This window comes from Chryseobacterium sp. Marseille-Q8038 (assembly GCF_965111995.1).
The window spans coordinates 1,932,959-1,952,893 of sequence record NZ_CBCOPN010000001.1 but is presented as its reverse complement, the minus strand read 5'-3'; the positions used below and the strand labels follow the sequence as shown (position 1 = coordinate 1,952,893).

Sequence of the window (19,935 nt, the reverse complement as noted above, 5' to 3'; positions counted from 1 at the left end):
AATTTCAAAATCACTTACATTTGTTACTATGATACACGACCAACGCGCAGAAAAATTCAGGCAGATTGTGGAAAATAAGTTCCAGATCTACAATTCATTATTTATGAGCCTGCCTTATGATAAAATGACAAACATCGGGATGCTGCTTCCGTTTCTCTATGAAGAAAGCAGAACCGGATATGAAGCAGGGAAAACTCCTGAAGATATCGTCGAAGAATTTTTTAAAAATCATACCGATCTTCAGAATGAAGAGCAGAAATTGGAACTGCTTTTTAAGATCATCCAATATATAGAAAGACAGGTTGTTTTGTTTGACAGTATTGAAGATGCAGCATTTCCAAACCTGCATTCTGAAAGTGATAATGGGACGGTGACGAACCTCTTTGAACGTTCTTTTCAGGATCATAAAATTGAAAAAGTACGTGAAAAATTAAAAGATTTTAGTGTAAAGGTTGTATTTACAGCGCACCCTACTCAGTTTTATCCGAGTTCAGTACAAAGGATTATCCAGGATTTAAGAGGGGCTATTACCGGTGATTCTGTGACGCAGATTGATATGCTTCTGCAGCAGTTAGGAAAGACTCCTTTTGTCAATAAAGAAAAACCTACTCCGATAGATGAAGCCCTGAGTATTATTTCCTACCTGAGATATGTGTATTATGATACCATTGGTGAACTGTTTACGAAAATCAAAAAGACTTTCGGGAACGGGCATTTTCACCTTCATGAAGATATTATCCAACTTGGCTTCTGGCCTGGAGGAGATAGGGACGGTAACCCTTTTGTCACTGCGGATGTAACGAAAAGAGTAGCGGAAGAACTTCGTTCGGCAATCCTCAAATCTTATTACAGCCATTTGAAATTTATCAGAAGAAGATTAAGTTTCCGTGGGGTAGCTGAAGTTTTAACACAGTTAAGTGAAGAGTTATATGCTGCAATTTTTGATGGAAAAAGCATTAAAGCAGAAGATATTTTAACGAAAGCTAATGAAGCGGAAAAAATATTAATCAACGAGCATAACTCTTTGTTTTTAGATCTTTTGGTAAATTTCAGGGATCGTGTGATGATCTTCGGAACTCACTTTGCAACGTTGGATATCCGCCAGGACAGCAGGATTCATCAGAAAGTTATTGATGAGGTATACGCAAAAGTCTACGGAAATGAAAAGGCTGAATATGAAGAGAAATTTAATAAACTGATTCAGGTTTCAGAAACGGTAAATGCTGAAGATTTTGAAGATATTGTAAAAGACACCCTGTTAACTGTTTCACAGGTCTCAGAAATTCAGAAGTTAAACGGGCTTCGGGGAATGAACCGCTATATTATTTCCAATTCTGATGCCGTAAAGGATGTGATGAATGTTTATGCATTCTTTAAAATCTGTGGTTATAAAGATGAAGAGATCAATATGGATATTGTTCCGCTTTTTGAAACCATGGAAGGTCTTGCCAACGCAGAGCATGTAATGAACGAACTGTATCATAATCCTGTCTATAAAAAACACCTTGAAAAAAGAGGAAACCAGCAGACGATTATGCTTGGATTCTCAGATGGAACGAAAGACGGTGGATATCTAAAAGCCAACTGGGAAATTTATAAAGCGAAAGAAGTATTGACTAAACTCTCTGAGCAGAATAATATCAAAGTTGTGTTTTTTGATGGTAGAGGAGGCCCGCCTGCAAGAGGAGGAGGGAAAACCCACGATTTCTATGCTTCTCAGGGAAAAACGATTGCCAATAATAAAATTGAACTTACGATCCAGGGGCAAACTATTACCAGTATTTTTGGAAATAAAGAACAGGCAAAATACAATTTTGAACAACTTCTGACAGCCGGAGTGGAAAATGACGTATTCAAAAATGCAAAAAAAGACCTTACAGAAAAGGAAAGGGCTTTGATCATAGAATTGGCAGATATCAGTTACCAAAAATATTCAGACTTAAAAGCACATCCAATGTTTGTTCCTTACCTTCAGGAAATGAGTACGCTTGAATACTATGGAAAAACTAATATAGGAAGCCGTCCTTCAAAAAGAGGAAATGGCAGCGAATTGAAATTTGAAGACCTGAGAGCCATACCATTTGTAGGTTCATGGTCACAGCTAAAACAGAATGTGCCTGGATTCTTTGGGTTTGGATATGCTATGCAAAAGATGAAAGAGCAGGGTAGATTTGAAGAAGTAAGAGAGCTGTACAAAGGTTCGGATTTCTTTAAAACCTTGGTTTTGAACTCGATGATGAGTATGAATAAGTCTTATTTCCCTTTGACGTATTATATTAAAAACAATCCGAAATTCGGAGCATTCTGGAATGTTCTTTTCAATGAATATGAGCTTTCCAGAGATATCATGCTCGAGTTGACAGGATTTAAAATGCTTCAGGAAGAAGATCCATTGTCCAGAAAGTCTGTGAAAATCCGTGAAAAGATTGTTCTGCCGTTATTGAGTATTCAGCAGTACGCTTTAATGAAAATTCAAAAAGGAGAAGGAAATAAAGAAGCTTATGAAAAGCTGGTAACCCGTTCTTTATTCGGGAATATCAATGCAAGCCGAAACTCAGCTTAAGTTATTTTATACGAAGGTTTTGTACATATTGTACAATAATATATTAAAAGGAATGGGCTTTAGCCCATTCCTTTTTTTTATTAATCAATCCATCGGCTTTAGCCAAAAATATATTATATGTGGTTGCAGAAGAATCTCTCTCGCCTATTCAACATTACATGCAGTATCAGAATCTGCCTAATCTGTTTAATTTGCGAGAGATAAAATAGTTATTCCTTTAAGAATTTTTCATACAAAACCTTATCCTTCGTCTGAATTTTAAGATAATAGGTTCCTTTGGGAAAACCCTCCACTTTTATAGATTTCTGATTATAATTTTTTCTGACGAGTCTTCCCAAATTGTCATAAATTTCTAAAGACAGTATTTCCTGTTCTGAAGCAATATTTAGAATATTTTTAGCAGGATTCGGAAATATAGAGCATTTTTCTTTCTTTACAAGTTCAGAGGTATTCAGAACGAGGTTGTATAAGTTTCCGAAATTAAGAATACCATATCCTATCTGATCTGAATGGGCAGGATACAGTGAAGCGGTCTGTCTCAGTCTTGTTCTGATCTGTTCCCTGTTCATCGTTGGAAATGCCTGAATAAGACAGGCTACTCCTCCGGCAGCAATAGGCGTTGCAATAGAAGTTCCGTTCACGATTAAGGTAGCATTATCATAAACGGTTGTAGTTCCAGTTCCTAGAGTGCTTCCATCAGGTTTTACGACCCCGAGAGCATTAGGCCCATAAGAAGAAGAAGGAGAGGCATTTCCGGCAGCATCTACATTTCCAATAGAGAATACTTTTGCATTGTCAGAAGGTGTCAAAAGATAATGCCATGGCTGTTGTCCGGAATTACCTGCAGCAGCAAGTACAAAAATCCCTTTTTCAGCAGCAATACCTGCTCCGCGTGCAATGAAAGACGTATTTCCGTTCATATCGGCATAGGTATAATTGTAACGGCTTTCATCAAAAACATTGTAACCTAATGATGACGTAATAATTTCTACCCCTTTTCTGTCCGCTTCTTCAGCAGCCTCAATCCAGTAGAGTTCTTCTTCAGGAATTTCTACAGCAGCATTTTCACTGCGGTAAAGATAAAAATCAGCATCAGGGGCTGCTCCTACAAAAACATCTTGCAGATATCCGCCGATAACTCCTAAAACAACAGAACCATGAGGACTTAGAGCTGTATTGTAAATGTCTCCGGTTTTGGTAACAAAATCATAAGATGCTTTGATATGATTATTTGTCCACAATCTTGCAAAAGCAGTTCCTGTATTCACTGTGGGAAATCCGGCATCAATCACCGCTATAGAAATTCCTGTTCCGGTGTAACCTGCCAGATGAAGCGGCCGAATATTAACCTGGTCAATTTGTGCAGAACCGGAACCATAATTAAAGTTCGTGAGTGTTTTATTGACACTGGCATCATCTTTCCATTTTCCAGGTGCTGTTTTTACGGTTGTTGAACTGTTTCTTGCAAAACTTTCTACAGACAAAACAAAGGTTTGAGACTGCAACAATGTTTTTTGAGCTGGAGTGGCATTTACTGCAGCTCCGTTAAGCCATTTTGAATAATCTGTAACCGTAAATCCTAAATTTTGAAGATTCTGGAGATAAGACTGTTCAATAGGGGCATCCTGATCATTGAGCGGTATTCCCAGTGCGGTACGCCTGTTGAGTGATTTCTGGCTGAGTTCTGACAGCGGATTTGCGTAAAAAGCTGCTTTATTAGGCTTATCCGTGAAGTAAACAAAAACAAGCTCCGTTTGTGCTGAAACGGTTAGGTAACCTGTTAGGAAACAAAAGAGTAAAAGTTTTTTCATAAAATTTATTTGTATAAAGATAAAAACAAAATCAATAAAATTTTTGATAGGATTTTAAATTCCTTATTTTTACAGAAATATTTATTATATGAAAAAAATTCAGATGGTTGACTTGCAAAGTCAGTATTACAAAATAAAGAATGATGTAGACAATGCAGTGTTGAATGTAATGGATTCTGCGGCATTTATTAACGGTCCTGAAGTAAAGTCTTTCCAGAATGAATTGGAGTCTTATTTAGAAGTAAAACATGTAATTCCATGTGCCAATGGTACAGATGCATTACAGATTGCCCTGATGGCTTTAGATCTGAAAGAAGGAGACGAAATTATTACAGCTGATTTTACTTTTGCTGCAACAGTAGAAGTAATTCATCTGCTTAAATTAAAATCTGTATTGGTGGATGTGGATTATGATACATTCACGATTTCTACAGAACAGATTAAAAAAGCAATTACCCCAAGAACAAAAGCAATTATTCCGGTACATATTTTCGGACAGTGTGCCAATATGGAAGAGATATTGAAAATTGCTGAAGAGCACAACTTATATGTTATCGAAGACAACGCTCAGGCAATCGGTTCAGAATATACATTCTCTGATGGAACCGTAAAGCAGGCAGGAACAATGTCTACGGTAGGAACAACATCTTTCTTTCCTTCAAAGAATCTTGGATGCTACGGAGACGGAGGTGCTATTTTTACCAATAATGATGAGCTTGCTCACCGTTTGAGAGGGATTGTTAACCATGGTATGTATGAAAGATATTACCATGATGAGGTAGGAGTAAACTCCCGTTTGGATAGTATTCAGGCTGCGGTTTTAAGAAAGAAACTTCCTCACCTGGATTCTTACAACGAAGCAAGAAGAAGAGCTGCAGACTTTTATGATGAAGCATTTGAAGGAAATCCAAATATTCTTACTCCAAAAAGAGCAGAAAATTCTACACATGTATTCCACCAGTATACTTTAAGAATTCTGAATGGAAAACGTAACGAGCTTCAGAAGTTTTTGACGGAAAAAGAAATTCCTGCAATGATTTACTATCCGGTAGCATTAAGAAAACAAAAAGCTTACTATCAGGAAAGTAATGATGCAGATTTTGTGAATACAGACAAACTTTTGGATCAGGTAATTTCTTTACCTATGCATACAGAATTAGATGAAGAGCAGCTGAAATATATTACAGATGCAGTGCTTGAGTTTATGAAATAGATATGCTTCACGAAGAAAGAATATTGAAGCATAAGTTCGCTTATTTTTTTACAATTATTTTCGTTCTTGCTTGGATTATTTATTATGGAGCAGTAGTTATTAATATTCTGCTTAAAGGATACAGAGTAAAAGATGAATATACTGGATTTGAAATACCCTATTATTCATTAACATTTATAATATTTACATTATTAATTATGACCTTTATAAGTATTTTTAAAGAATCAAATAAAATGTTCTTGTATCTTAATATCTCTATGTTTTTAATAATGATTGCAGGATTGGTTACTTTTTATGCCAAGTTGGGAGAGACTTCAGCAAAGTCTATTTATTCACTTTTAATAACAATAGCAGTATTGGTTATCGGACCCGCAATTTTAATTAATTATTTAAAACATAATCCGGCAAAAAGCGAAATAGAAGATATAGGGAAACACAAAGATTAAAAAATAAAAATGGCAATACTTGTTACCGGCGGACTTGGATATATTGGTTCTCACACTGTAGTAGAACTTCTTAATAACGGCTTTGAAGTAGTTATTGTAGATGATTTATCCAATTCGGAGAGGTTTATTTTAAAAAATATTGAGGAAATTACAGGTAAGAAGCCGGTTTTTTATCCTTTTGATTTGAGAAGAAAAGAACTTCTCACTCAGGTTTTTGATGCTCATCAGATTGATGGATGTATCAATTTTGCTGCTTCCAAAGCGGTAGGAGAGAGCCAGGTAATACCTGTGGACTATTATGAAAATAATTTGTTCTCTTTGATTAATATCCTTAAGGAATTTAAGGAAAGAGAGATTTCTAATTTTATTTTCAGTTCATCTTGTACAGTATACGGACAGGCAGATGAAATGCCGATACATGAAAACACTCCGTTGAAAGTACCTGAAAGTGTATATGGGAAGACAAAGCAAATGGGAGAGCAGATCCTGATAGATTTTGCCAAAGCCTATCAAAGTAAAATATCATTATTAAGATATTTTAATCCAATCGGAGCGCATCCTTCCGGAAAACTGGGAGAGTTGCCGATAGGGATTCCTAATAATTTAGTACCTTATGTGATGCAGACGGCTTCAGGAGTACGTGAAAAACTGAACATCTGGGGTGATGATTATACTACAGAGGACGGAACGGCCGTTCGTGATTATATCTATGTTGTAGACCTGGCGAAGGCACATGTTGCAGCATTAAAAAAACTGATGGAAGATCCATCAACGGATGCTGTGATTGATATCTACAATCTGGGAACAGGAAATGGATCATCTGTGCTGGAAGTGGTAAAGGCATTTGAAAAGGCGAATAATGTAGAAGTGCCTTATCAGATCTGTGCCAGAAGAGAAGGGGATATTACTATCGCATATGCCAATCCTGAAAAAGCGGAGAAAGAACTTAACTGGAAGTCTGAAACGTCTCTGGAAGAATCTTTAAGAACCGTTTGGGAATGGCAGAAATATTTGAACAGTAGAAATTCATAGGCTTACGTATTGAGAAATGGTAATGTTGTATGAAACAATAATTTAAAAGATAATAAAACAAATTACAAAACACCTTCCCTGAAATTCAGTGCTTTATTTTTTAAGAACATGTATTTCAGCGAAGCTTTAATTTACAATTAATATGAAGACACAGAGAATAGGTATTACATTTTCATCATTTGACTTATTACACGCAGGTCACATCAAAATGCTTGAAGAAGCTAAAACGGTATGTGATTATTTAATCGTGGGGCTTCAAATCGACCCGTCACACGATCGTCCCAACAAAAATAAGCCAAGCCAGACTATTGTTGAAAGATATATTCAACTGAAAGCAGTGAATGCTGTAGATGAGATCATTCCTTATTATACAGAAGAAGATCTTTTGGATATTCTTAAATCATTTGTAATTGATGTAAGAATTATCGGAGATGATTATATGGACAGAGATTTTACAGGTAAAAAATACTGTGAAGAAAAAGGAATTGAGCTTTTTTACAACAAAAGAGACCATAGGTTTTCCACCAGTGATCTGAGAAGAAGAATCTACGAAGCTGAAAAAGAAAAATACTCGAAAGCAGAACCTGTAAAATAACAGGAATAAAAAAAATCCCGAAAGTTACTTTCGGGATTTTTTGTTGTATTACATTGGACCGCCTTGCTGGTCGTCTCCTGCTGCATTGGAATTGATATCCTTTTTCTTTTTAGGCTGTTCAATTTTTTCTCCCTGCTTGAATCTGTAAGTTAATGATATAGCAAACTGTCTTGGCTGCCATTGCATATAGTTTCTTCGTGTATAATCTTCATTGAAACTGAATACTTCTCTGCTTCTTGTGTTGAATATATCCTGAATATTGAAGGAAATTGTTCCGTCTCCTTTCCAGATTGTTTTAGAAGCACCAAGGTTCAGCGCATACATATCCTGAGTATTTTGGTTGGCCGATTTCTGTGCTCCTCTGTAGAATCCTTGTAATTGTACGCTTAACGTTTTATCAAGCCTGAATGTTGTATTCAGACGTGCTCTGGTAGAAAATCCGTTTCCTGTAAAATCCATATTACGGGTTTGCTGCTGTTTATTTTTATCAATAGCATCATAATAAGCAATTCCGCTGGTTTTATATCCGAACATGTCAAGGCTTCCCATTATTTTCAACCAGGCGAAAGGATCGTACGTGAAGTTCAGATCCAAACCGTAACGATCATCACTTCCTAAGTTGATAGGTTTTGTATAGAATACTCCCAGGCTTTCATCAGGTCTGTAGACTAGCATTTTAGTATCATCAGTGGCATGTCTGTAGTATAGGGTAGGATTAATGGTAAACTTTTTTCTCGTAATATTATATCCTACTTCAAATGAATCTACATACGATGGGTTCAAATCTATGTTTCCTTCAAAAATATTCTGACTGTTGCTGTAATTTGGGAAAGGAACCATGAAGAATGATCTTGGTCTGTCTATTCTGCGGGAATAATTAAGCAAAATCTGATTGTTTTTAGAAACATCATAGCTTAAGAATACACTCGGAAATAAATTATTGTAGTTTTTAGTTTTATCGATCCTTTTGTCATTAGGATTTTGATTGATATAATTGATGCTTACATTTGAAAGCTCATCTCTTAATCCCAGCTGATAAGCAAATTTTTCTCCGATTTTACTTTTAAACTGCAAATAGAAAGCATTGAAAACTTCCTTATAGTCGGTATTGTTGTTATAGCTAGGAATATATGGATTGTTGGAAGTACTGCTTACAAAGTTATCATACGTATTATCATTAACATCCAATCTGTATCCTGCTTCAAGCTTTGATTTTTCTCCTATTGGTAGTTCATAATCAGCCTTACCAATGATTGTTTTGCTTGATGAATGTCTTCGTGTAACATCTTGCACATCAGGACGAAGGTCATAGGTTTCAAGAATGTCTGCATTATTATTACTTCTGTTCTTTTGCAAGCTCAATGATACGGCTAAATTCTGTCCTTTATCATCAAATTTGTGATCCAATCCCAAATCTCCCTGGAAAGCAAGATTATTGAATACACTTTTAGAATCTCTTCTTCCGGTAGGGTTTAATAAATTCCATTGCCCTGCAATAGTGCTTGGGTCCGGGGAATCTCTGAAGAACCTGTAAAAGCTGTCATAAGTATCCAGAAGTTCATTTCCGTCTCCTTCAAATGTTCTCACCAATCCTGTGAAATTGATTGATGTCTTATCAGATAAGTCATGGACAAAACCGGCACTTACATTATAATTTTTATTATAAGTTTTATTGGTTGAGTTCTGCAACTGATGTGCAAGGACATCATTGGGCTGCTGAAAAGGAAGGATTTTAGGGAATGTAAGGTTATGATAAGTCGTTTCTGAATTATTCTTGGTTTTATTTTCAGTGTATCCACCACCACCGTTCAGAAACCAGGTCCAGTTGTTTTTTCTCCAGCTTAGGTTGGTATTAAGAGAAGTTCTTGGAAAATATCCTAACGATCCTACCACGCTTCCGTTAAATCCAACTTTTTTGCTTTTTTTAAGGATGATATTCAGAATACCGGATGTTCCACTCGCTTCAAATTTAGAAGAAGGGTTGGTAATTACCTCAATTCTTTCAATCTGGTCAGCAGGAATACTTTGTAATGCATTGGCTCCATCATCAATTCCCAATAGGGCAGAAGGTTTACCATTGATCAGAAATTTTACATTGGTACTTCCTCTCATAGAAACAGTTCCGTCTGTATCTACAGAAACTGAAGGAACATTCGTTAAAACATCCTGAAGGTTTCCTCCTTTGCTCACGATGTCCTGTGAAGGATCATATGTTTTTTTGTCAAGTTCTACTTTATAAGGTTTGGCTGCTGAAGCGGTAATAACAACACCTTGTATTTCTTTTGTTTTACCATCCACAGTAGAGGTAGGCTCTGCTTCAATAGATAGCGCCCCGATATTCCCTGCTGCAGCAATATTTTTGCTGACTACACTTTTTTTGTAATCAATCGCTTCTACGGTAATATCATAATCTCCCGGCATAAGCTGAAGCTGATACTGTCCCTTTTCATCAGTCAGTACAGCATCACTTAACGTTTTGTTCGCTTTATTACTGAAAGTTACAGAAGCGTAAGGAACCGGCTGATTTTTTTTGTTGACAATGATTCCTGAAACTCCAGCCTTCTCCTGTGCAAAAGCCATCGCTGCTGCTGAAAGTACTAATGTAAGTCCTAACGTTTTTCTGGTGAAAATATTGACAATTTCTGTCTTATTCTTCATAGGTTATTTTTTTGTATAAGATCGTGAAAGAATAACCCTTAATATTTTGAATATCCATATCAATTTGATCTTCAAAACATTATGGTTTTATGTTTTTTACTAACTGTATAAATTTTGAGGTGCTTTCTAAACTTATTTTATATTTTTTGAGTTGAGCCAGTCCTGATAAGCTTTTGCATTCACCGCGTGCTCTTCTGCACTTGCTGTAAACTTATGGTATCCAAATCTTGCCGGATCAGCACACATAAATATATAATTGTTGTTTTCAGCATTTAAAACAGCATCTACTGAATTTTTATCCACTACACAAATAGGTCCCGGAGGAATCCCAGCATTGGCATAAGTGTTATAAGGTGATGGTGTAGATAAATGCTTATATAATACCCTTTTTATAGGTTCTTTAAAATTAGTCTGCTTATTGATTGCATAGATTACCGTAGGATCAGACTGAAGTTTCATTCCTTTTCTGTAACGGTTTAAATATAATCCGGCAATCGTTTTCATTTCATCCTTTTTTCCTCCGGACTCCTTATAAACAATAGAAGCCAAAGCATAAATCTGATCTCTTGTAAGACCAGACTGCTGTTCTTTGTTTTTTCTTTCGCTCGTCCAGAAATCATTATACTGATTCTCGAACTTGGAAAAAAATTCTCTTGGGCTTACCGTCCAGAAAAAATTATAAGTATCAATGAAAAAGTATTTTTTTAAATCTTCAACATTTTTATAGCCTTTCTCCTGCGCAACGGCATCCAGGTCATTCACAAAATGCAGTGAATCAATTTCTGTTTTTTTAGTCACCTTACCGATCATTTGATACATATCCCCAAAATCACCAATTCTGTAAGAATTTGCGGCTTGGTTACCTGCTTTGATCATATTGACAAGGTTCTTGTTGCCTGTTCCTTTTTCGATATGATAACGCCCTGCTTTAAAATTGGTATCAAGACCTTTCTCTTTAGCTACCGCTTCAAATGATTCCCTGTCTTTAATATAAGGAGCAATAGAGTCTAGGATCTGTTTAAAGCCTGCTCTGTGAGGAATCAGGACATAGCCGTCCTTTTCTACATTATTCCCTAAATATTTATTATAAAATCTCAAACCAAAAAATCCTGCGACTACAAAAATCAGCAGAATGACAATGAGAATTGCTTTTTTCATTCCTATAAATGTTGATTAAAAGTTTTTGTTTTTAAAGAAGATCTGTCTTACCTCTAAAAACTTGCTTTGCAGGACCTTCCAGCCAAATATTCTGGAATGCATCACCGCTTTTTTCAGCATATACTTTAAGATTTCCGCCTAAAGTTTTAACTTTTACAGAGGTTAGATTATGTTTTTGCAGAAAAGTTAAAGCAGAAGCTGTAACTCCTGTTCCACAACTGTAAGTTTCGTCCTCAACGCCTCGTTCATAGGTTCTTACAAAAATCTCATTATCAGAAATTTTTTCTATAAAGTTCACATTGATTCCTTTTTCTTTATATTTTTCAGAATTTCTGATGCCATATCCTTCGTCATACACGGGATAATCCTTCAGATTTTCTACATATTTTACATAATGGGGAGATCCGGTATTCAGAACGAAGTCATTTCCGTCATGTGAAACGGTATCTACATTGATCATTTTTAATTTAATGATCCCGTTATGGATTTCAGCTTCATGTTCGCCGTCTGTTGCAATGAATTTGCATTTATCTTCAAAAATGTCCAGGAAAAAAGCAAAAGCAACAAGACATCTTCCTCCGTTTCCGCACATAGTACTTTCTCCTCCGTCAGAATTGTAGTACACCATTTTGAAATCATAGTCAGGATCGTTTTCCAATAGAATAAGACCGTCAGCACCAATTCCGAAGCGTCTGTCACATAATTTTTCAATAATGCCTTTATCTTTAGTAAACTGCAGATCACGGTTGTCTACCATTACAAAATCATTTCCTGTTCCCTGATATTTATAAAATTCCATATTTTTTTGTTAAATGAAGCAGCAAAATTACTATATTTTAAATGAAAAACGAACAGTGTTACCTGTTCGTTTTGTTATTTATAATCGTTTTATCTAAAGCCTCCGCCACTGCTTTGCTGTCTGCTGGAACTGCTGGAGCTGCTGCTTTGGCTGCTGGAACTGTTTCTGAATCCACCACCGGAAGATTCTGATCTGCTGCTGCTGCTTCCGGAATTTCTGAAACCACTGTTATTCTGGCTTCCCTGGTTGCTCTGATTGCCGCTGCTTTGATTTCTGAATCCGCTGTTACTGTTGGAGTTTCTGAATCCGCTGTTGTTTTGATTACCCTGATTGTTTTGAGAACCACTATTTTGGTTTCTGAATCCACTGTTGCTGTTGGAGTTTCTATTATTATTGAATCCTCCGCTATTATTATATGAACCGTTACTGTTCGTTGTACGTGTATTCTGGAATCCGTTTTGAGGTCTTGAAGAAGAAGAAGATCTTCTTTCTACATAGACTTTTCTTCTGGAGTTATTATAATTGTCATAGTAATAAGGAATTCCATTATCATAGTAGTAATTAACGTTGTTTCTGTAATAATAGCCGTCATTACCATAATATCCTCCATTTCCGTAATATCCGGAAGGTGCATAATAATACCCATTGTTATAGTAAGGATCACCATAACCATAACCTCCATTATTGCTTCCGTATCCGTCGGTATATGCTAAACAAGATGTTAAACTGGCAATAGCAAAAATACTGACTGCTATTTTGAATAAATTTTTCATGACTTTATTGTACTTTTTTTTCTTTAAAACTTTTTTTCCAATTGACGTATCCTAAGATAGCCATTATAGTAAATACCAAATATTGCACCGAAGTGATTCCAAGTCCCTTAAAAATCATCATAGGGATGCAAATTAGATCCCCGATAATCCAGAAAATCCAGCTCTCAATGCGCTGTTTGGCCATCAACCACATTCCTACCAAAAATATTGAGGTTGTGAAAACATCCATCCAGTTTGCCCAGTCCAGATGATACAATCCGAGACTGGTTCCTTCCATCGAAAATTGATTATCAATATAAGGTTTGTAATAGTAAATAAGGGTAACAAGTGCCAGACTCAGTATAAAAAGCAAGCCGGCATAGATCCATTCTTTTTTGAGAGCCCAGGTGACATCAACATGAATATGATCTTCTGAATTCCTGGCCCATAAAATCCATCCATAGATACTCATTACAGTATAATAAACGTTGATGAGGCAGTCTCCTAGCAGACCGAAATTGAAAAGAATATAAACATAGATCAGCGTAGAAATAATGCCGGTAGGATATACCCAGATGTTCTTTTTTATCGAAAAATACACACTCAGAGTTCCTAAGATGGCCCCCGAAGTTTCCAACATAATCTGTAAAGTATCATAGCCTTCATAAGGCTTTATGAAAAGATCATATAAATTCATACCCTCAAAAATAAAGAAATTTTACTTTTTTTAGAAGTTCATTACAGGTTATCAAATATAATAACGTTCCTGCAAAGTTTCCCGATTTGTGAAAATTCAATGCGGAAGTGATGATTACTCAGAAATTCTGTTTATTTAGGACGGTAAAGAAGCTGTAAGATTATAATGACATTACCGACGTTTTCAAACTATAACCATCACGATATATCTCTACATTCTTTTTTTTTGTAAGAATATAGATTACGGCATATTTGTATTATTACTGACTTCCTGGTTCTGTGGTTCAGAATCAGAACGGGAAAACTTCATGTTGGTGAAATACTATGAATAAGGTGCTGGTCAGGTTTTTAAAGTCTTTAATGTAAAATAAATGATGAAATTTTAACGATTAACGTGAGAGTTTCTAAATTTTTTATATTTTCGTAAATCCTTAATAAATAAAAAAACATGTCGAAAATTTGGGTTAAAAAGCCACTAAGTGCCTATGAGGCAGATATGAAGAAAAGTGAGCTGAAAAAAGTCCTTGGAAAATGGAGTTTAACAGCAATTGGAGTGGGTGCTATCATCGGTGGTGGAATCTTTGTTCTTACGGGAACGGGAGCCTATTATCATGCAGGACCAGCACTTGCCATTTCCTTTATCATTGCAGGTATTGCCTGCGTTTTTGCTGCATTATGTTATGCAGAGTTCGCATCCATTATTCCTGTAGAAGGTTCAGCTTATGCTTATGCGTATGGAACTGTAGGAGAAATTTTTGCATGGGCCATGGGGTGGTGTCTCATCCTCGAGTATGCCATGGCGAGTATGGCCGTCTCCGTGAGTTGGTCCGGATATTTTAACAAGTTTTTGAAAATTTTTAATATTCATTTACCTGCCTATCTGACATCAGATCCTTCAAGTTATACCGGAGATGGTTTTTCAATGAACCTGCCTGCATTCATTCTTGTTCTTTTAATTACAGCATTATTGGTAAAAGGGACTAAAGAAGCAGCAGGAGCTAATAACCTGATCGTATTAATGAAAACTTCTGCCGTTATTTTTGTAATTATCGCTGGGGTGTATATTATTTTCTCTAATACTGATCTTTATAACGCTGTAGATGGTGTTAAAAACTGGAAGCCTTTTATTCCAGATCCAATACAGATTAAAAACTCTGAAGGTGATCTGGTCTCCGCTTATGGTATTAAAGGTATTATTTCCGGAGCAGCCGCTATTTTCTTTGCTTATATTGGTTTTGATGCTGTTTCTACACAGGCTGGAGAGGCTATTAATCCTAAAAAAGATGTTCCTTTTGCAATTATTGCTTCATTATTAGTGTGTACGGCTTTGTATATCTGTGTATCTCTTGTATTGACAGGGATGATGCATTATACAGACTTTAATCCTGAAGGGAAATATCCTGATGCTATTAAAGCTCCTGTAGCGTATGCTTTCGAAATTGCAGGAAAACACTGGGCGAGTAACGTTGTAACAATTGCAGCTACTGTAGGATTAATTTCTGTAGTAATGGTAATGATGATGGGACAGTCAAGAATATTCATCGGAATGGCAAAAGACGGATTGATTCCTAGATTCTTTGGTGATCTTCATCCAAAAACAAAAACCCCTTATAAAGGGATCATTTTGCTAGGAGTTGTAGTTGCATTGATCGCTGCATTTACACCGATTTCGACATTGGCAGATATGACAAGTTTCGGAACCCTGTTTGCATTTACACTGGTTTGTATTGCTGTTTGGGTAATGAGAAAAAAAGAACCTAATTTGATCAGACCTTTCAAAGTTCCTGCTTATAAAATAGTAGTAGCATTGGGTGTATTCATCAATATTTACCTGATCTTTAACCTAAGTGCTCATGCATTGGAACTTTCCGCAGTATGGTTGTTCTTAGGAGGTTTAGTGTATTTCCTTTACGGAAAATCAAACAGTAAATTGAACAATCCTGAAAAATATCAGAACCAAGATTAATAATAATATAAACCGCTTCGGCGGTTTTTTTTGTCCCCAATATTATAATATGAAAAATATTTTCACCCTTTTATTTCTGTCCATAGGACTTACTGCATTTTCTCAACAGGTGGAAAGCCTTGAAACAATTCTTACTGATAAAATCAGTATCAGAGCGCTGGAGTTATATGACAATAAGGTCTGGTATAGCGGTACAGACTCCAAATTCGGGTTTGTAGATCTGAAAGATTATAAAAATCAGAAGCAGATAAAACTTTCCGAAGATAAACTTCAGTTCAGGACGTTGGCACAGGATAAAACCTCTTTCTATGCCATCAACATTGAAAGTCCTGCTTACTTCTTTAAAATTGATAAAAAAGATCTGAAATCACAGATTGTCTTTAAAGATACTGCTAAAACGGCTTTTTATGATGCTTTACATTTTGTAAAGGATGGATACGGGATAACGTTCAGTGATCCTGATAAAAATCTTTTGATGAAGCTGGCATTATTATTCCCTCATAAGAAAATGTACGAGACATGGAATCCTCCAATGGGTAATCACGAGAAAGTAAAACTAAAGGAAGGTGAAGCCGCATTTGCCGCCAGCAATACCAATATTGCTTCCTACAAGGATATCCTCTGGATTGCAACAGGTGGGAAGACTTCCAGGATCTTTAAGCAGAAAGGATTGGACTGGAAGATTATTGAAACCCCTTTCATTCAGGGAGAGTCTTCACAGGGAATGTATTCCATCGATTTTTTTGAAGACCATTTCGGGATTGCTGTAGGAGGTGATTATACAAAGCAAGATGCCAATATCAATAATATTGCCACCACGAATGATGGTGGTGAAACCTGGCAGATTCAGGCTTCAGGGCAGAATGCAGGCTATACAACCTGTGTGAAAATAAAACCGGGTTCCAAAGGGAAAGAGATTGTTGCAGTGGGAGACAAACATATCAGCTATTCCTCAGATTTTGGGAAAACATGGAAGAAAATTTCTGATGAGAAAGGCTTCTTTGTCTGCCAATGGATTGATGGTAACAAGGTTGTTCTTGCCGGAAATAATAAAATTGTCGTTATGAAATTAAAATTTTAAATAGCAGAGATAGAATTTATCACTATTGGTCAAAAGCCTGATCATACGTATTTAGACTCATTATAAAATAGAACCTAATATAATTCATAGGTTAAAATTCATAACTTATGGTTAATTTTGTAAGATGAAATTTTAATGAGGTAAAATTTCATACCCTTATAAAATTTTAATTTTCAAAATGAACTCTTTAATAGATAAGTATAATATTCCCGGACCGCGTTACACTTCTTATCCTACCGTTCCATATTGGGATGAATCAACATTTTCACCGGAAAAATGGAAGGAAACCGTAATCAGGTCTTTTCATGAGAGCAATGCAGAGGAGGGGATTTCTATTTATATCCATTTACCTTTCTGTGAGGCTTTGTGTACGTTCTGTGCATGCCATAAGCGTATTACAAAACAACATAGTGTTGAAGTTCCTTATCTGGAAAGTGTTTTAAAAGAATGGAAATTATATCTTGATCTTTTTAGCGAAAGACCTAAACTGAAAGAATTGCATTTGGGGGGCGGTACTCCTACGTTTTTCTCTCCTGAAAATTTAAGAACATTGTTAGAAGGAATCTTCTCAACAGTAGACATTGCAGAACACCCGGAATTTTCTTTTGAAGGACATCCTAACAATACCACAAAAGAACATCTTCAGACATTGTATGATCTTGGTTTCAGAAGAGTAAGTTTTGGGGTTCAGGATTATGATCCTAAAGTTCAGAAAGCAATCAACAGAATCCAGCCGTTTGAAAACGTAAAAAACGTTACTGAATGGGCCAAGGAAATCGGGTATAGAGGAATCAGCCATGATCTGGTTTTCGGATTGCCACACCAGAATTGGGAGGCCATGGAACACACGATCAGAAAGACAATGGAATTGAAACCTGATAGATTAGCTTTTTATTCTTATGCACACGTTCCATGGGTAAAAGGAGTAGGACAGAGAGGTTTTGATGAAAATGACCTACCAAGTGGAGAAGAAAAACGCCGTTTGTATGAAGATGGTAAAAAACTTCTTCAGGATTTAGGATATATTGAAGTAGGGATGGATCATTTTTCTCTTGAACATGATGATCTGTACCAGTCTTTGATTCATAAAAAACTTCACAGAAATTTCATGGGCTATACTTCAAGCAAAACCCAGCTGATGGTAGGGCTTGGTATGTCTGCGATATCAGATTCATGGTATGCTTTTGCACAGAATGTAAAAACCGTGGAAGAATATCAGAAGATGGTTGAAGAAGGTGAAATTCCTGTTGTAAAAGGACACGTTTTGAGTAAAGAAGACCTGGTCGTAAGAAGACATATTCTGAATCTGATGTGTCAGCTTGAAACCACTTTTGATATCAACAACTCTTTCCCTGAGCTTGAAAATGCACTGGAAATGTTGAAAGAAATGGAAAATGACGGATTGGTTGAGATCAACGGAACTGAAGTTAAAATTACAGAAGCCGGGAGGGCATTCACAAGAAATGTGGCAATGGTTTTTGACCTGAGAATGATGAGGAATAAGCCGGAAACAAGAATTTTCTCAATGACAATATAAAACAAAAGCGGTTCAGATCTGAACCGCTTTTTTATTGGCCTATGGGCTTATTTAATTTAAATACAATGTTCGAAAAGATTTTATAGTGTTGATTTATCTTTTTGTTCGCAAGCCCACTGTGTTTAGTAAATTTTTTTGCTTAGTGAAACGCCTTTTCAATCATTTTTCATAGAATTTTAAAAACCTTTGCGTTCCGTTTGCGTTTACAGCCAGGTATTACTATTTAATAATCAATTTCTGACTGTAAGACTTCAGTTCTCCGGATTTTAGATTGATATAATATACTCCGGCAGGGATATGGGAGATATTAATACTTTTACCATTTGTAATCTGATTGGTTTCCAGTACTTTTCTTCCTTCCGCACTGATGATTTCCAGGGTTGCTTTTTTATCTTTCATACCCTCAACAAAAATCTCTTTTGAAGCAGGATTAGGATAGATTTTAATGCTGGCTAACGTATTTTCCTGAGTAGCCAGAGTTCCCGTTGATATTTTAAAGATTTTTCCACTGTTCACGGCAGCTACATATAATCCTTTTTGATAGTCTTCTCCGAAAGTAGAAAAGTTATTTCCGGAATAAGGAGTCGTCCATGTAATGGCATTATTGCTATCCAACATTCCAATTTGGGTAGAACAGTAGTCTGCGAAGAAATATTTTCCCTGAAGTGAAGGATATTGAGTTCCTCTGTAGACATAACCGCCCGTTATAGAACATTTTCCTCCGGAATGATCATAAACTGCAATAGGAAAGGTCATGGTAGACTGTGCAGCACATCCTGCTGGATTGTAAGAATTATTTCCTTCATAACAGCGCCATCCATAGTTTAGGCCAGCCTGAGTAATCGGCATTTTGTTGATTTCCTCAATAGCTCCTTGCCCTACATCGGCAATCATTGCATTTCCGGTAGTCAGATCAAAGGAGAATTTCCATGCATTTCTGAGACCATATGCCCATATTTCATCGGCACCAGCTACTCCGGCTCCTGCAAAAGGATTGTCTGGCGGAATATTGTAAGGACCAGTAGCATCTACATCTATTCTCAACATTTTTCCAAGCAGAACGTTTTTGTTTTGAGCATTATTGTTGGGGTCGCCCCCACTTCCTCCGTCTCCGGTGATGATCCAAAGTTTTCCGTCAGGAGCAAAATGAATGCTTCCTCCGTTGTGATTGTCGAATGGTTTGGGAATATTCAGAAGGATTTTTTCTGAATTGGGATCGGCAACATTGGGATCTGTTGAACTTACACTGTACCTGGCGACGATAATATTTCCTGAAGGATTGTTATAATACACAAAAAAATATCCGTTAGCAGGATATTGAGGATGAAATGCAAGACCAAGAAGTCCTCTTTCGCCGCCAAAAATAATTTTCGTTCCGATATTCAGGAAATTAATGGGATTAATTGTCCCATTGGGTTGAATAATTTTAATGATACCGTTCTGTTGTACAACAAAAAGCCGGCTGTCATTGGCGTTCGTAATCTCTACAGGACTGGTAAGTCCCGTGGCAAATTCTTCCAAATTAAGGCTTTGAGAATTAACAATTAAGGAAGAAAAAGTACTGATGCAAAAAAGTAGTTTTCTCATAATATTGTGATAGTTAGTGTGTTGATGAAGTGAATGAAAAT

Annotated in this window: 15 protein-coding genes; 8 read left to right on the top strand and 7 right to left on the bottom strand. The window is 36.4% G+C overall.

Annotated features, from left to right (window positions below; genetic code table 11):
- Positions 1 to 28 precede the first annotated feature (28 nt).
- Positions 29 to 2,563 (top strand): phosphoenolpyruvate carboxylase, encoded by a 2,535-nt coding sequence (locus tag ACWPWS_RS09085; protein WP_454046251.1) that lies wholly within the window; start codon positions 29 to 31, stop codon positions 2,561 to 2,563.
- Positions 2,564 to 2,772: 209 nt separating this feature from the next.
- Here the strand turns inward: ACWPWS_RS09085 and ACWPWS_RS09080 are convergent, their stop codons facing one another.
- Positions 2,773 to 4,374: a S8/S53 family peptidase gene (locus ACWPWS_RS09080; RefSeq protein WP_454046250.1), complete on the bottom strand. Its 1,602-nt coding sequence runs from the start codon at positions 4,372 to 4,374 to the stop codon at positions 2,773 to 2,775.
- Between the two features lie 88 nt (positions 4,375 to 4,462).
- On the opposite strand from ACWPWS_RS09080, the gene ACWPWS_RS09075 reads away from it, so the two are divergent.
- The 4 genes from ACWPWS_RS09075 to ACWPWS_RS09060 all read left to right on the top strand — a co-directional run bounded on the left by ACWPWS_RS09075 (position 4,463) and on the right by ACWPWS_RS09060 (position 7,660).
- A complete protein-coding gene (locus ACWPWS_RS09075) occupies positions 4,463 to 5,587 on the top strand; it encodes a DegT/DnrJ/EryC1/StrS family aminotransferase (RefSeq protein ID WP_105683570.1) in 1,125 nt (374 codons plus the stop codon).
- A gap of 2 nt (positions 5,588 to 5,589) precedes the next feature.
- Positions 5,590 to 6,033: a hypothetical protein gene (locus ACWPWS_RS09070; protein ID WP_454046249.1), complete on the top strand. Its 444-nt coding sequence runs from the start codon at positions 5,590 to 5,592 to the stop codon at positions 6,031 to 6,033.
- A gap of 9 nt (positions 6,034 to 6,042) precedes the next feature.
- On the top strand, positions 6,043 to 7,065 hold the full coding sequence (gene galE / locus ACWPWS_RS09065) for a UDP-glucose 4-epimerase GalE (RefSeq protein ID WP_454046248.1): 1,023 nt from the start codon (positions 6,043 to 6,045) through the stop codon (positions 7,063 to 7,065).
- A 142-nt stretch (positions 7,066 to 7,207) separates the two neighbouring features.
- On the top strand, positions 7,208 to 7,660 hold the full coding sequence (locus tag ACWPWS_RS09060; protein WP_105683567.1) for an adenylyltransferase/cytidyltransferase family protein: 453 nt from the start codon (positions 7,208 to 7,210) through the stop codon (positions 7,658 to 7,660).
- 48 nt (positions 7,661 to 7,708) lie between these two features.
- On the opposite strand, the gene ACWPWS_RS09055 is transcribed toward ACWPWS_RS09060, so the two are convergent.
- From ACWPWS_RS09055 to pnuC, 5 genes are all read right to left on the bottom strand, one after another.
- Positions 7,709 to 10,318: a TonB-dependent receptor gene (locus ACWPWS_RS09055; protein ID WP_209785157.1), complete on the bottom strand. Its 2,610-nt coding sequence runs from the start codon at positions 10,316 to 10,318 to the stop codon at positions 7,709 to 7,711.
- A gap of 132 nt (positions 10,319 to 10,450) precedes the next feature.
- Complete coding sequence (gene mltG / locus ACWPWS_RS09050; RefSeq protein WP_454046247.1) at positions 10,451 to 11,476, bottom strand: endolytic transglycosylase MltG; 1,026 nt, start codon at positions 11,474 to 11,476, stop codon at positions 10,451 to 10,453.
- Between the two features lie 31 nt (positions 11,477 to 11,507).
- The gene (gene dapF / locus ACWPWS_RS09045; protein ID WP_454046246.1) at positions 11,508 to 12,275 is read right to left on the bottom strand and encodes a diaminopimelate epimerase; all 768 of its coding nucleotides are present in this window, start codon (positions 12,273 to 12,275) and stop codon (positions 11,508 to 11,510) included.
- A gap of 89 nt (positions 12,276 to 12,364) precedes the next feature.
- On the bottom strand, positions 12,365 to 13,048 hold the full coding sequence (locus tag ACWPWS_RS09040; RefSeq protein WP_454046245.1) for a hypothetical protein: 684 nt from the start codon (positions 13,046 to 13,048) through the stop codon (positions 12,365 to 12,367).
- A gap of 4 nt (positions 13,049 to 13,052) precedes the next feature.
- Positions 13,053 to 13,724 carry a nicotinamide riboside transporter PnuC gene (gene pnuC / locus ACWPWS_RS09035; protein ID WP_209785153.1) on the bottom strand — a complete coding sequence of 224 codons (672 nt, stop codon included), beginning with the start codon at positions 13,722 to 13,724 and terminating at the stop codon, positions 13,053 to 13,055.
- A 447-nt stretch (positions 13,725 to 14,171) separates the two neighbouring features.
- On the opposite strand from pnuC, the gene ACWPWS_RS09030 reads away from it, so the two are divergent.
- From ACWPWS_RS09030 to hemN, 3 genes are all read left to right on the top strand, one after another.
- On the top strand, positions 14,172 to 15,689 hold the full coding sequence (locus ACWPWS_RS09030; RefSeq protein ID WP_209785152.1) for an amino acid permease: 1,518 nt from the start codon (positions 14,172 to 14,174) through the stop codon (positions 15,687 to 15,689).
- Positions 15,690 to 15,738: 49 nt separating this feature from the next.
- Entirely contained in the window at positions 15,739 to 16,770 is a 1,032-nt protein-coding gene (locus ACWPWS_RS09025; RefSeq protein ID WP_454046244.1) for a WD40/YVTN/BNR-like repeat-containing protein, read from the top strand.
- A 178-nt stretch (positions 16,771 to 16,948) separates the two neighbouring features.
- The gene (gene hemN, locus ACWPWS_RS09020; protein ID WP_454046243.1) at positions 16,949 to 18,307 is read left to right on the top strand and encodes an oxygen-independent coproporphyrinogen III oxidase; all 1,359 of its coding nucleotides are present in this window, start codon (positions 16,949 to 16,951) and stop codon (positions 18,305 to 18,307) included.
- 219 nt (positions 18,308 to 18,526) lie between these two features.
- On the opposite strand, the gene ACWPWS_RS09015 is transcribed toward hemN, so the two are convergent.
- Positions 18,527 to 19,894 carry a PQQ-dependent sugar dehydrogenase gene (locus ACWPWS_RS09015; RefSeq protein ID WP_454046242.1) on the bottom strand — a complete coding sequence of 456 codons (1,368 nt, stop codon included), beginning with the start codon at positions 19,892 to 19,894 and terminating at the stop codon, positions 18,527 to 18,529.
- Between the last annotated feature and the right edge of the window lie 41 nt (positions 19,895 to 19,935).